14 protein-coding genes are annotated in these 13,780 nt (G+C 56.8%); 2 read left to right on the top strand and 12 right to left on the bottom strand.

Features of this window, described 5'->3' with window-relative positions:
* Positions 1 to 224 precede the first annotated feature (224 nt).
* Positions 225 to 1,097 carry a c-type cytochrome gene (locus JNB88_RS29145; RefSeq protein ID WP_220358534.1) on the top strand — a complete coding sequence of 291 codons (873 nt, stop codon included), beginning with the start codon at positions 225 to 227 and terminating at the stop codon, positions 1,095 to 1,097.
* A 1-nt stretch (position 1,098) separates the two neighbouring features.
* Here the strand turns inward: JNB88_RS29145 and JNB88_RS29140 are convergent, their stop codons facing one another.
* The 11 genes from JNB88_RS29140 to JNB88_RS29090 form a co-directional block, all read right to left on the bottom strand.
* Positions 1,099 to 1,503, bottom strand: a complete 405-nt coding sequence (locus JNB88_RS29140; protein WP_220358493.1) for a c-type cytochrome — start codon at positions 1,501 to 1,503, stop codon at positions 1,099 to 1,101.
* Positions 1,487 to 2,371 (bottom strand): cytochrome c oxidase assembly protein, encoded by an 885-nt coding sequence (locus JNB88_RS29135; protein ID WP_220358492.1) that lies wholly within the window; start codon positions 2,369 to 2,371, stop codon positions 1,487 to 1,489. Before JNB88_RS29135 ends, JNB88_RS29140 begins: the two co-directional genes overlap by 17 nt.
* Positions 2,359 to 2,670 (bottom strand): hypothetical protein, encoded by a 312-nt coding sequence (locus tag JNB88_RS29130; RefSeq protein ID WP_220358491.1) that lies wholly within the window; start codon positions 2,668 to 2,670, stop codon positions 2,359 to 2,361. Before JNB88_RS29130 ends, JNB88_RS29135 begins: the two co-directional genes overlap by 13 nt.
* Positions 2,667 to 3,269, bottom strand: coding sequence for a cytochrome c oxidase subunit 3 (locus JNB88_RS29125; protein ID WP_220358490.1), 603 nt, complete (start codon positions 3,267 to 3,269; stop codon positions 2,667 to 2,669). Before JNB88_RS29125 ends, JNB88_RS29130 begins: the two co-directional genes overlap by 4 nt.
* Positions 3,266 to 5,176, bottom strand: coding sequence for a cytochrome c oxidase subunit I (gene ctaD, locus JNB88_RS29120; protein ID WP_220358489.1), 1,911 nt, complete (start codon positions 5,174 to 5,176; stop codon positions 3,266 to 3,268). Before ctaD ends, JNB88_RS29125 begins: the two co-directional genes overlap by 4 nt.
* Positions 5,176 to 6,156, bottom strand: coding sequence for a cytochrome c oxidase subunit II (gene coxB / locus JNB88_RS29115; protein ID WP_220358488.1), 981 nt, complete (start codon positions 6,154 to 6,156; stop codon positions 5,176 to 5,178). The genes ctaD and coxB overlap by 1 nt, the downstream gene beginning before the upstream one ends.
* Entirely contained in the window at positions 6,153 to 6,755 is a 603-nt protein-coding gene (locus JNB88_RS29110; protein ID WP_220358487.1) for a c-type cytochrome, read from the bottom strand. Before JNB88_RS29110 ends, coxB begins: the two co-directional genes overlap by 4 nt.
* Before the next feature lie 10 nt (positions 6,756 to 6,765).
* The gene (locus tag JNB88_RS29105; RefSeq protein WP_220358486.1) at positions 6,766 to 9,168 is read right to left on the bottom strand and encodes an FdhF/YdeP family oxidoreductase; all 2,403 of its coding nucleotides are present in this window, start codon (positions 9,166 to 9,168) and stop codon (positions 6,766 to 6,768) included.
* A gap of 313 nt (positions 9,169 to 9,481) precedes the next feature.
* Positions 9,482 to 9,802: a low affinity iron permease family protein gene (locus JNB88_RS29100; protein WP_220358485.1), complete on the bottom strand. Its 321-nt coding sequence runs from the start codon at positions 9,800 to 9,802 to the stop codon at positions 9,482 to 9,484.
* A 926-nt stretch (positions 9,803 to 10,728) separates the two neighbouring features.
* A complete protein-coding gene (locus JNB88_RS29095; RefSeq protein ID WP_220358484.1) occupies positions 10,729 to 10,968 on the bottom strand; it encodes a DUF6894 family protein in 240 nt (79 codons plus the stop codon).
* Between the two features lie 153 nt (positions 10,969 to 11,121).
* Positions 11,122 to 12,012: an MBL fold metallo-hydrolase gene (locus JNB88_RS29090; RefSeq protein WP_220358483.1), complete on the bottom strand. Its 891-nt coding sequence runs from the start codon at positions 12,010 to 12,012 to the stop codon at positions 11,122 to 11,124.
* Between the two features lie 388 nt (positions 12,013 to 12,400).
* Here JNB88_RS29090 and JNB88_RS29085 point away from each other — a divergent pair, with 388 nt between their 5' ends.
* Positions 12,401 to 12,760 carry a response regulator gene (locus tag JNB88_RS29085; RefSeq protein ID WP_220358482.1) on the top strand — a complete coding sequence of 120 codons (360 nt, stop codon included), beginning with the start codon at positions 12,401 to 12,403 and terminating at the stop codon, positions 12,758 to 12,760.
* Between the two features lie 323 nt (positions 12,761 to 13,083).
* On the opposite strand, the gene JNB88_RS29080 is transcribed toward JNB88_RS29085, so the two are convergent.
* Positions 13,084 to 13,527 (bottom strand): DUF2231 domain-containing protein, encoded by a 444-nt coding sequence (locus JNB88_RS29080; RefSeq protein ID WP_220358533.1) that lies wholly within the window; start codon positions 13,525 to 13,527, stop codon positions 13,084 to 13,086.
* Positions 13,528 to 13,780 lie beyond the last annotated feature (253 nt).

Genomic DNA, 13,780 nt, shown 5'->3' with positions numbered 1-13,780 from the left:
GTCGAGTTCAGAGCAGCGCTAGAGTGCCGATGGTCTGCAATAGCGCTTGGTTTGCAAGGGTTCCGCATCGAGCTCTTCAAAGCAAAGGCGGGGCTGCCTTCTCTTTGCTCGCGCGGGGAGCATCTATTGACCGACAAAAGGGGATTGGCGAGATCGCTATGACCGCTGAAGTTACCGCCACTTTGGCCCGCAAGCAGTTCAGGATCCCATTCTTCGTTTGGTTGATGTCGATAGGCGCGCTAGCAGCCATCTTGGGCTTACTGGTCCTCACCGCCGCGGTACCTCGTTTTTCGAGTGAGGATGCGATCTTGGCAAGCGGAAATGCTGACCGGGGACGCATCGTGTTCGTGGCCGCCTACTGCTCCTCCTGTCACGCCACTCCCGGCCAGACCGACCCTTTGAAGCTTGGAGGAGGGCTGGCGCTTGCCTCGCCCTTCGGAACCTTTCGGGTACCAAACATTTCCTCCGATCCGGTCGATGGCATCGGCTCGTGGTCAGTGGTTGACCTCGCTAATGCCCTTGTTGCAGGCGTTTCTCCAGCGGGCCAACACTACTATCCCGCCTTTCCCTACACCAGCTACACCGGAATGAGCCGCGAAGACATTCAGGACCTATACGCCTACCTGCTCACTTTGCCGAAAGTGTCAGGCAAGCCGCCACCACATGATCTCGCGATTCCATTCCGACTGCGCCCAGCCATCGGATTCTGGAAGCTACTGTTTTTCAAGGAGGGAGCGGCCGAAGCCAGAAGTAGCGCTGATCGCGGCACGTACCTTAGCGAGACCCTGGGTCATTGTGCAGAATGCCACTCCAGCCGGAACATAATGGGCGCCATCAAGCCGGCCACGAAATTTGCCGGCGGCGTCGATCCCGAGGGGACCGGCTTTGTTCCGAACATCACTCCTGCACGCATTGGCGATTGGTCGCAAGGTGACATTGCCACTGTTTTGAAGACCGGTGAGACACCGGCTCACGGCCGCGTCGGCTCCTCGATGGCCGATGTCGTTTTGAACACCGCGGAGCTCCCGCAAAGCGATCGCGATGCCATTGCCCGTTTCGTAAAGTCGCTGCCTCCCCGCCCCACGCCCCACCCGTGAGCTATCGGGCGTAGAGGAAGGCCGCAAGATTCCTGGCTTCCTCCTCCGATATGCCCGTGACTGGCATCGCGGTTCTGGGTGAAAATGTCGGTGGAGAAACAATCCATCGGACCAAGTTATCCGGTGTGTTGTTCAAGACCCCGCCCACATAGACCCGTTGGCGCATGGCGGTAAGGGGCCCTCCGACCTTGCCGTCTGCGCCGTGGACGCCGGGGATAGTATGGCAGCCGGCACACCCGTATTTTCGGAAGATCTGCGGAGCAATTTCCGAATTGCCACCTGTCATGGCCTTCGCCACGGCAACCCGCTGCTGCCTGTCCTTAACCATGCTGGTGCCGACCCCGCTTGCTGCAGCTATCAACAGGATCACTATCCCCATCCACCAAACTCTAGAGGCGGCGTACATAGGCTCCTCCTCGGCTCGCAGTCGAAATCCATATCGCAAGCATAGCCAGGGCAGCCCCCGCATAGATGATCCCGCCCGGTACCCACATGACGATGCCGGCAAGCTGCTGATCCTCCAGCGGCGTCAGCCCCCAGTCAGGAGCGGCTTGGGTTTGCGAGACATAAGCGACGCGAGGACTAAGAGTGATGAGGGCTCCCAGAACACTTGTATGCATCATCGTCACGAAGAGGTGCCACGCGCCAGCCCCCCTCCCCACCTTCCAGACGATTGCCCACCAAAACAGGATTGCTGTCACAAAGAAACTGAGATGCTGCAGCCGGTGTAGTGTCACCACGGTTACCGTTGCGTCAAACAGGGCCGGAGCATGCCAGATCCATATTGCAAGCCCATGCAGCAATGTCGCGACCGTTCCCTTGGTCAGGAAATCCCAGGTCCGCTCAACCGGATGCGATTTCACCACGGTCATGACGAGGTGGCGTGCAGCCCTCGGCAAACCCCATATCAAAACGCCGATCGGACGCGCCACTACGATCAGAGGCGCTGCGATCGCCATCACAAGCTCATGCTCAATCATGTGGAATGTGAAGAGATGTTCGCCAAGGAAATGCAGTGGGGACATCAAGGCGACGAAGAGCACGGTCCAGCCGCCCCAATAGGCGGCGCCGGATCTGATGACAATCGTCCTTTCCTTCGACCGCACCGCGAGTTTTGCTTGTCCGATTGCGAAAAGCCCTCCCGCCAGAGCGATGGGCGTGACGATCCATGGATCGAAAGTCCATTCCGGCGCAGCGCCGTGCTCTAGCGCGCCATGCGCGGCCGCGCTGCCAGCACTCATGAGCGCCACGAGAAGGATCATCAACGTTGACATGCGTCCAGCAGCAGTGTTGCTGCTCCCTGGAGGAAAAGCGCGAACAGAAAGGCTGCTCCCGTAAGCGCACCGAGACCCGCAACGAACAATGAGTTGCGAGAAACCGAGACGACATAGGCCTGGCAAGATACGACGGTGCCGATCAGGGCTACGATCGCAGCGACGAAGCTGGCTGCCGCCGTCAAGGTGAGGCCGGACGCGCAGTCGATATGGGGAAGGATTTGGCCGAGCTGTAGGTTCGCCGCCCAGGCGGCCGGCGCCACGATCAAACCGCCAAATTGGTTAATGGCCGGTCTCATAGGCGCGGCACCCAGTAGAGGCAGGCATAAATCGGCAGCCAGGTTGCGACGACGAAATTCCAGTAGAGGCAATTGTCTTGTACATCACCGTATCGGCGGGGGTTGTCGCCGTGCCGTGAAAACATCAAACAGGTCAAAACCAGCGTATCGACCAAGTCGGTTAATATGTGGGTTGTGTGCAATCCTAGGATCGTCCAGGTGATCGAACCATAGACGCTGTCGTCCCAAAGGACATGCAAGGCAGGAAACTCGTAGGCGCGAAATACGAGCGGCACGGCCCCCATCACCGACATGATGACGAGTCCGATCTGGACCCGGCGCAAATCCTTCTGCTTCGCCCAACGTGACACGAGGATGTTTGGAACCAAGCTCACGATCAACAGCATAGTCACGACGGTTCCCGCCCAAAGGTCCGGCGGAGGAGCATCTACCGGCCAACGGGGCGCAAGACTCATGAGATAGAAGTAGACGGCAATCGCCAGGCCGAAGCCGGAGCCCTCAATCAGCATGAAGGCGCAGGTACCCCACCAGGTCGGGCTAGCTGTACCCGTCGCATGAAGCGGCAGGTGAGAAACGTCAAGAACAACCCTTTCTCTCATGAATCGTCCTCCGGTGTTCCCTTCGGCCAGAACCAGCCGATCAGAGTGAGTGCGATCGGGATCGAGCCCCAGATCACCGCCCAGGCCGAAAACATCGACCAGATCAGCATGACCGCGGTGGCTATCGCCGCCCAGAAGGGCCACACCGAGCTTCGCGCCGAAGACTCGCGCGCCACCGGCAATGCTTCAACTACGCTGGTCACCAAAAGTTCGCGGCGATCGGTCCGCAAACCTGATGCGATGGCACGTTCGCCCCTCTGTGACCAAAGCGGATTGCGGTCCTCCACCACAGGGATCGAGCGGAAATTGTATGGTGGCGGCGGTGAGGTAGTCGCCCATTCCAGCGTCGGTGCGTTCCACGGATTTTCTCCAGCCTTCGGCCCAATCCTGCAACTGCGGATCGCGTCTACAAAAAAGACTAAAAACCCTGCAGCCAGCATGATCGAACTCAGGCTGACAAACATGTTAAGCCCGCTCCAAGGCAGTTCCGGCTGATAGGTATAGATGCGGCGCGGCATGCCCTGCAGCCCGAGGATATGCATCGGAAAGAACGTGAGGTGAAAGCCTAGGAAGATCAACCAGAACGACCAGCGTCCCAAGGTTTCGCTCATCATCCTCCCGGTCATTTTGGGAAACCAGTAATAAATCGCCCCAAGCAACGGAAAGACTGCGCCCCCTATCAAGACGTAGTGGAAATGCGCAACGACAAAATAAGTGTCGTGGACCTGGGTATCGAAGGGCACCGAGGCGACCATCACTCCCGTCAGGCCGCCGATCACGAACGTCACGATGAAGCCGAGGATGTAAAGCATGGGTACCTTGAACACTGGTCGTCCATCCCAGAGCGTCGCCAGCCAGCAGAAGATCTGGATGCCGGCTGGAACAGCGATCGCCATACTGGAGGCCGTAAAAAAGCTTTCTCCTAGCCGTGGCAGTCCGACGACGAACATATGATGGACCCATAGTCCAAAGGACAGCACGCCCGTTGCGATGAGGGCCATGACAAGCGGTAGATAGCCGAAAATCGGCCGCTGAACAAAAGTAGGCAGGATCGTGGAGACCATGCCGACGGCGGGCAGGAAGATGATGTAAACTTCCGGATGGCCGAAGAACCAGAAGACGTGTTGCCAAAGCAGCGCGTCGCCGCCCTCCGCTGGATTATAGAAATGAGTTCCAACGAGTCGGTCCATGATCAAGGTCGAACTTGCGAACATGATTGCCGGCATGGCCATGATCACCAGGAACGCCATGACGACCATTGCCCAGACCAAAAGCGGAATGCGGTCGAGCGACATTCCTGGCGCTCTTTGGGTGAAGACGGTCACCACGATTTCCACCGCGATCGCCAACGCCGAAAGCTCCGTGAAGGTGATCATTTGTGCCCATATATCGGCGCGTTTGCCCGCTCCGTACTCCGGGCCCGCGAGCGGCACATAGGCAAACCAGCCGACATCAGGTGCGGCGTCAAGCAGGAACGAAAGCCAAAGCAAGATACCTCCGGCCAAAAAGACCCAGTAGGAAAAAGCGTTCAGCCGTGGAAACGCGATATTGCGCGTGCCGACCATCAGGGGCACGAGGTAGACAGCCATCGCCTCCATTACCGGCACGGCAAAGAGGAACATCATGTTCGAGCCATGCATAGTGAATATTTGGTTATATCTGTCCGGACCAATAAACCTGGCCTCCGGCTGCGCTAGCTGGAGCCGCATTGCAAGTGCCAGAACACCCCCTAACATCAGAAAGACAAAAGCCGTGACTATATAGCGGCGGGCAATCACCTTGTGATCGACGTTGGCGATCGCACCCCAGAAGCCATGGTTTGAACCCCAGGTCCTGCCGAGCGCCCGATCCAGCCCCGCTTGGTCCAGCTCAATGTCTCTCAACCCTGTTAGGTGCTGTTCGGCCATCACTTTAAGCTTTCCATATAGGCGGAAATCTGCCGGAGCTCTTCTGGCGAAAGAGGCACGAGCGGCATGTTGTTCCCGGGCTTCAGCGTCTGGGGATCGGCAATCCAGGCGGCAAGCGAACCGCGGGTGTTGTTGAGAAGACCCGCACCAACCGTCGCTCGGCTTCCGACGTGAGTTAGGTCAGGGCCCGAGGTCCCGGTTGCCTCCGTCCCGCGGATCGTGTGGCAGGCGCTGCACTGCTTGGCGAGGAAAGCCCGTTTGCCCGCAACAGTGTCAACCTCGTCGGGCTCTTTTGCGGGTGCGCGCTGGGCGGCCTCCCATTGGCGGTATGCCTGCTCATCCTCTGCAATTACCACGAACGCCATATGGCTGTGTTGCAACCCGCAAAATTCGGCGCACTGGCCCCGGTAGACGCCTGGTTTATCGGCGCGGAAAGTAAGTATGTTTTCCCGCCCTGGAATAAGGTCCTGCTTGCCCGCAAGGCTCGGCACCCAGAAGGAATGAATCACATCTGTGCTTTCGAGAAGAACCCGGATCGTCTTGCCAACCGGGATGTGGATTTCGTTCGCTGCCTGGAACCCCTTTGCCGCGTTCTTGTCCTCATAGATGAACTGCCACCACCATTGCTGCGCCCGCACCCGGATCGTCAGGTCGACATCAGGCTCCGGACCTAAACCACGGGTGGTGTAAAAACTTGCGATTGTCAGTCCGGTGATGATAACAACTGTTCCTGCGACGGCTGCGATGACAGCATTACGCAGACGGCGTTCTGCCGTTTCAGGCACATCTCGTCGGCGCTGCAGTGCCCAGACAAGCGTAGCCATTACCGCCAGCCACACGATGGTGCAGACAATCACGATGCCGATAATCAGATCCCTCAGGAGAACGGCTGATTGTCCATGAGGATCAAGCGCCGATTGGATGCCATCGCAGCCGCACAAAAATACGGGAGGAAGTAGCAGTAGTAGAGGCCGCTTCACGGAGTAGGCCCCTGATTCGGATGAACGACTGCGGGATCCTCTCGGAAAAGGGACGCAGCCGGCGCGCGGTTCTCAGCTGGCCGCGTCTGTCGGTCGTCGTTGCGCGCAGGCGCGTTGACGCTCGCCGAATACGCACCGACTGCCTTCACATACCCGGAAAGCTGCCATATCTCGTCAATCGTCATCCTGCTTCTGAACGCTGGCATTCCGTGCGGCCGACCATCCCGGACGGATGCGACGATAGACACCATCGATGGGCCATATAGCCACCACCCGTCGAGAAATGACGGTCCCTTCCCACCTTCACCTTCTCCGTGGCATTGGACACATCCGAACCAGGTATAGAGGCGCTTGCCCTGAGACAGGTCGAAGGCTGTTTTCTCGAAGGGTTTGCCGAGCGCGAAATAGACATCAGGGGGTGTCCCAGCTATGCCATTCGGCATCAACCTTAACCCCTCTAGGGATGAGGACACTGGCGGATCAGCACGATACTGTCGAGGCTCGCGGAAATACGCGATGGCGCCTGCCGTGGTTGCCACAAGGATCAGGAGGATTGATGGGAGCACAATCGGAGACGTGTGAGTGGTGCCCGGTGTCATGCTCCATCCTTCAATTGAAAGGCATTCTATCAGACCGGGTTAAGCGAACGGGCAAGAGCTTGTAGGATGGTGTCTTGGCCTTTGGGCTGTGATGGCTCAGCGGGAACAGCGGATTGGTCTCCGGGTAATAAGCTGCACAACATCCTTCGGGGATTTGATATTCAACAACCCGGAAGCCCTTAACTTCCCGTCGTTTTTGAGACTCCATGGCAGTTACAAGGTCGACGACATCGCCCGCTGCAAACCCAAGCCTTGCTATGTCCTTTCCATTCATAAACACGACTTGCCGCGTGCCATCGATGCCACGGAACCGGTCGCTATAGCCGTAGATCGTAGTGTTGAACTGATCGTTGGAGCGAAGAGTAGAAAGATGGAGTACTCCTTCAGCGTGTGCCTCCTCCGGCAGTTCCGGGAAAAGCCGCGGAGGCGTCAGGAAGTTGGCCTTGCCACTCTGCGTCACCCATTTTCGCTCCCTGGCGGGCAGTGGACGCGGGATGCCTCCGGGCTGAAACAGACGCTTGTTGAAATCCTTGAACGTTTCCGGATAGGTTTGCTCGATCGCCTCACGGATCAGCGCATAATCACCGACCCATTGATCCCATGGCACCTCCCCTTGGGTCAGTGTCGCCTTGGCTATGCCCGCCACGATCGCCGGTTCGGAAAGGAGCTCTGGACTGGCGGGTTTTGCCTTACCCCTTGATCCATGAAAATGTGCGATGGAACTTTCCATTGAAACCGCCTGAGGCCCGCTCGCCTGTTCATCAATTTCGATGCGCCCCAGACAAGGCAATAGATATGCGATCTCGCCATGGATGACATGGCTGCGGTTGAGCTTGGTAGCTATCTGTACCGTCAACCGCAATTTACGCCATGCCGCTTCCATCGCCCCGGTTTCAGGCGCGGCGCGGAGGAAATTTCCGCCGAGGCTGATAAACGCCTTTGTCTCGCCTTCTATGATCGACTTGCAGGTATCCACAGTCGTATGCCCCTCCCATCGGGGCGGCTCGAATTTGTAAAGCTCCTTCAGCTTGTCGAGGGGAACCAGCCCGGGCTTTTCGGTAATCCCGACCGTCCTTTGTCCCTGGACATTGGAATGGCCTCGCACGGCACAGATATTGGCACCCGGCTTGCCTATGTTCCCCCGCAGCAGGGCAAGGTTTGCAACCATGTGAACATTCTCGACTCCCATCAGATGCTGGGTCAGGCCCATGCCGTATACTATCAGAACGGCGTCGGAAGCCGCATAAATACCGGCGGCCTCGATCATCTGCTGCCTGGTAAGACCGGAAACCCGTTCTAGATCCTCCCATTGATACTGACGCGCCGCAGCCGCAAATTCCTCAAAGCCCGCGGTGTGGGTGCTGATGAAGTCGTGGTCCAGAACGTGTTTCTTGTCGGCTGCTGCGATTGATGCCGCAAACGCAATAGCCGCCGCGTTCGAAGGATCGTCAGGTTCCGCATCAGAGCCAGAAACTTTGGTTATCCCCGCTGCATGCAAGGCGTCATCGGCTTCGATCAAAGCTTTGGAAATGCCAAATATTGCGGCAATATCGCCGCCACTCTTCACCTGATAGTAGTTGGAGGAGATCGGTGTCTCCTTCCCCGTCAGCATCTCGCTGGGTGCCTGGGGATTAATGAAACGCTCCAGTCCAGGCTCTTTCAGAAGGTTGAACGTTACAACCTTCACGCCGCGGTCCACTGCATCCTGCAGATCGTGCAGCAGCCGAGGCGATGAAGTGCCCACGTTTTGCGCGATATAAAAGATGCAATCGCAGTTCTGGAAATCGGAAAGGATTGCGGTTCCAACGGACGCACCGATGCTTTCGGGCAATCCGACCGATGAGCTTTCGTGACACATGTTGGAAGAGTCAGGCAGGTTATTGCTGCCATAAATCCGGGCCATCAACTGATACATATAGGACGTCTCAAGTGAGGCGCGGCCTGAAGTGTAAAATTCCGCCTGTTTTGGGGATATTCCACGCAACTCGCGGCCTATTTCTTCAAACGCCTCCTCCCAGTCAACCGGGACGTACTTGTCGCCTTCACTATCCCACCGCATGGGGTGCGTGAGTCTGCCCTGCTCCTCAAGATCGTGATCTCGCCAGCTTTCCAGCTCCGCCAGTGTATGGGCCTCGAAGAAGGCGCGATCGGCGCGGCGGCTTGTCACCTCCCAGGCTGTAGCCTTCGCTCCGTTCTCGCAGAATTCCAAGGGATGCGTCTTTGCCGGCTTTGCCCAGGCGCAACTTACACACATGTAGCCATCGGGCTTATTCTGCTCGGCAAGTAGCGTGGGGCCTGAGAGAGGCACGTGCTCTCTGAGCAACACTTCACTGACCGATTTAGCCGAGCCCCAACCGCCGGCCGGACCGCTGTCAAAGCCAATCTTTGGTCTTCGTTTTGGATTTTTTGTCATGTTTTGTGGATGCTCCGCAGTCTGTTGCAGCTTACATGCCGGAACCAACGCTGATGCTCAGGCCTATCAAAACCTAAATTGACTTCTAGAGTTCCATGATGCTCCCAAAGCACTAGCTTGGGCGCTGACTTTTTGGGTCTACGCGCCCCGTCGGACCACCCACTCCCACCGGCGTTCAACGAGCCTCAGCTCAACATTTTTTTTGGGGAGCAACTATCGGGCGCGATGCTGGAATGGCCGACGCGACAGCGCAAATTTTGTTTCTGCCACCACTCAATTCCCGTCTCCAAGCCGCTTATGCTTCCAAAGAAAATTACTCTTCTGTCCTATCCACCTCCCGAAAGCGCTCGATCTCCTCCGGCTCCTTCTCGTCCAATCGTGTCAGGTCACTTCTCGCTTCACCTTGCACGCAAAGCAGTTCGTCGAGCTTGGCATGGATTGCCTGGGTATCGCGGTGTTCCGCGCGCTGTATAAATAAAGTCATCGACCAGGTAGCAAGCGTGGCAACGCCATGCCACTCCAGCGTCTCAGGACTGTGGAGAAGCCACCCGCTCGTATACAGCGCGACGATCAGGAAAGCCCATGGTCGAGCAGTCCAGGTTCCCAGATGTGTCAGAAGTGAGTGCCATTGCATGCCTGTTCTCCATCGGTTACCGGAGCCGAACCTGCATCTACCATTCGAGTTCCGCATTTGGCGAAGTGCCCAGTTTCAAGTGCGACATCGACAAATTCCTTTTGCTCGCCACGCAAACTTGCAAGAGCCATGACAGCGGTGCACCCATCGCTCGCACGCGCTTCCGTTGCCACTTGATGGAAACAGTGCTCGTAGACGGTTGACTACTGGGCATAGCTTTAACGGCTAGAAAGGCACCAAGGCGGGATCAATGACGGGCCAAGCCTTTTCTCCTGATAAACTCAGCTCCAAGTCGCTACCTTGGTCCGTTTATTGAACATCATGTCGAACCAAGACGCGGGTTAGAGCAAGCGTCAGTGAACCCAGCGCCGCCTCCCAGGCCGAACGATTTTTGAAGTTCCAGCAAATCTCGTTGGGCGCCGTTGCTCGCTGTCTTTGTGATGCGGGGGCGCAAGTTCGCTTCACATGGTACGTTTGCAGACATAGAAACCGTCGACCAAAGCCACCAGATATAGACTTGCGCCGGGCCCGTTCCCCAAACGACCGGCGCAGGTCGGCTCACGACGAGCAGTGCTGCTGTAACTGGGCCGGCCGCTTTACCTGCGATCTGGATCACTGGCGCCGACCTCTACACACGGCGACGGTGATGCACGCGGCGAGTTGAGCTGCCAACACCGGCTCCTCGCTGCGTTCGCGTCGCTGGCCACGGTGGGAGCGTCAGCTTGTCCTTTCCTCCTCATCCTGGTGCGGACATGCTTTGTGTCAGGCGCCCGAGCTTCAGCGACGCCCTTCATTCTCTACAGGACGATCGTCTGTTCGGTACCACAGGTGGACCCATCATGCCGCGCTAACGGTGTGCCACAAGGTGCATTTCGCATTTTCTTCGGAACGCTCTAGGAAGCAGCTCCCTCCCGGAACAACAGCATTCAGGCGAGAGGCTTCAAAGCTGAGCGAAAGGGCACGGTGGCAGCAATCTGGCCCTCACCTGTTGTTATTTCAAATGAGTGGCCGTCCGGCTCGTAGCCCGCCCGCACTCTCTCAGCCATTATTTCGCGGGCGGCGATGCGAGCTTCCTCGATTGCAAGGTCCAGAGATGCGAACTCTGATCCTTCAGCGTCTTTTTCAAGTTTCTCTCCGTCGCGGATATGTAGAAAATAGCGAACCATCAGCGCCTCCTGCAAATCGCAAACACCGTAAGAGTTCCATTGTTCCGAGCGACTTCGGATGAACGGTAGTTCGCCATTTAGGTAACCGGCTGCGATAGTACGGACGGTGACAGGCTGCCGGCAATCGGCATGCCCCCTTAAGCATCGGGCATCCTATTTCCCTACGTAAGCGGAGCCATCACTTACCTTAGCAGGATGGGAAACGTAACGCCCTTCTTCAGGAACTGCCACGCGATCGAAATTTTCTGCCAAGAGTGAAAGAGCCTTTGTCATCTCGGCGCCAGACATCGCGCGTCCGTGACCAGCGATCAAGAGATCCGGTCTGAGCGCTGCTAGCGTTCTAACGGAGGAGCGGGACTGCTCCCAGTCGATCGTAAAATACTTCGGTGGGCCGTGCAGTTCCGGCGTTTGAAAAGCTGTCGCGTAAGCGGATTCGGCCGCTGTCGTAATGACGGCGTCGCCCGCGATAAGGGTGCGGTCACTTTCGCGCCATAGGGAAATGTGGCCGGGGCAGTGGCCAGGCGTATGAAGCCACCGCCATCCCGGCATTGCGGGAAGTGAACCATCTTCGGCCAGAGTATGCAGGTTAGCCGAGACATCGATGGGATGAGTAGGCAATAAACCCGACATCTTCGCCATCAATCCCCCACCAACAGTCGGATCTCCCTCTGGATAGGCTGCCTGACCTGTCAGGTAAGGTTGTTCCAGTGGATGGGCGTATACAGGTGTATCCTTCCATTCTTCTAGGAGCCCTTCCAAAGTGCCGACATGATCAAAGTGTCCGTGTGTTAGAACGATCGCCGCTGGCCTGGCTCCCTCACCGAATCTCTTTTCCGCGGCGATCTTGATCGCGGACTTCGCGCCCAGAATGCCCGTGTCGATGAGGACCCAGTTGCGGTCTCCTGCATTCGGGAGGCCGAAGAAGATCACGTTCACCATCACGGTTCGAAGATAGGCGAGGTCAGTCACAATCTCCCGAGTATCATCGTCACGGTCAACTTCCTTAGACCGGTTGCTGCTGTTCAGCGGAATCTGTTGCGGCATCATTACCTCCACTTTGCGTGGCGCAGAACCGCAGACACCTCAGATTGTTCCCAGGGAGTCGTGCAAGCGATCCGACCGCGCAAGACTATATGGTGACCGCTCGGGCGCTTCGAAGGTTGGCAGGAACATGCAGCATCCGCAGCGATAAGGATGACAGCCAGCCTCGTTGCTACAAAAGCGAACTTCATCTGTTTTATCCTCCTTTTCCTGGGAGGAAGAAATCTTGATCGTCAACGCGGGCGAAAGTGAGCGGGCTTCTATGAGAGCACCGTCCTACCTTGGGCAATAACAGCCATGGCCGATGAATTGTGATGTAAACAGCCATGATCGAAAGGAACAGAACAGCACGAGCACAGTTTCAATGTCATCCATGCCTACAGGTGCCTGTATGGACAATCTGCTTCTCGGCAAAGTTATTCTCGTTGTGGAGGATGACTTCTTTCTCGATGCTGAGCTGTGTGCTGAATTCATAGCGCACGGAAGCACAATCGTCGGGCCAGTATCGAATGTAAAATTGACGCTGGAGCTTATTGCAACTGAATGTATGGATGCGGCGCTCCTGGATATCCGCCTGGGTGCGGAAAATGCCTACCTCATCGCTGATGCTCTTTCAGCCAGAGAAACGCCATTTGTCTTTGCTTCGACTGGGGATCGGATGCGTGTTCCAGGCAGGTTCAACGGATATCGTCTACTGAACAAGCCTGTTGAATTTGATGACATTGTTGATGCGCTGTTTGGACCCATCTGATCGCTCATAGCGGGCTTTAGCGAGAACCATCGCGTAGCTCCTCAGCCTTTCACGCTCGACCATTCCACGAGAGAAGATGAAAACAACGCGCCCGACGAATTCCCGCTTGCGGTCCTCATCGTCTAGGAACCATGGCTGTGAAGCGATTTCAGAACAGATGCTTTCGATCATATCAAGCTGATCTTCAGCTACCATGCCGGAAATGCGTATTGTCGGGAATGTCATTTGCTCTGTCCGTCCTGTCTTGGTTCGCCATCCTCTCGCAAGCACAGCCTGGCCCCTGCGATAAAGCGTTTGCGCCGCAGCCGTGCCACTCGAAGCTGCTACTTGTCGCTGATGCCAACTCGATGCCGATAGACCATCTCCCATCCCTTCCACCCATTAAAAAGTAGGACAACTGTCGCCACGAGGGAGAGCACCAAGCCCATCGGAATTACGAAATCCAAACCGTCTGCTACGCGACGCCACAAATTGAATGCCTCAATGGCAACGAGCGCGACGTTGCCCAGCATGTGATACCAGGCGGCTCGCAAAGAGCGAATGCGGGCCTCACCAAGGAAATCTGTTAGCCCAGAAAGCGCAGCTAAAATTGCTGAGATAAGACCCGCGCCAAGGAGCCAACTCGATGCAGAGGGCCAGAAAGGGTCATCAGACTGCGTATGAACAATGTCTGTGAGCAATGCTCCAACGAAAAAGGCAATTGGAAAGGGCACCAACATTGGGTGAACAGGATGACCAGCGATACTTAATGTACTCTTGGGATTCATCTCAGCCTCCAGCAGATGGCCGATCACGGTTTGCACAGCCACGGCGCCTAACAAGCCACACTCTTTACTGTTCCATTTGAGCTTGACATGTCGTGGAGGTGTCTTAACCGGACGACGCGGGTCCATCAATCGGCCCTCGAAGCCCCCATCTCAAAGGACGCTTCACCAAACTGCAAGGCCCCCTGGTCATCTGACCAGGAAATCCAGCTGACTGTCGCGTGCCATCGGGAACTTTCGCAAGCCGTCTGGCTTC

Source organism: Rhizobium cauense (genome assembly GCF_019511525.1).
Taxonomy (GTDB): Bacteria; Pseudomonadota; Alphaproteobacteria; order Rhizobiales; family Rhizobiaceae; genus Rhizobium; species Rhizobium cauense.
The sequence above is the reverse complement of the archived record's forward strand: the minus strand, read 5'-3'. Positions and strand labels throughout refer to the sequence as shown.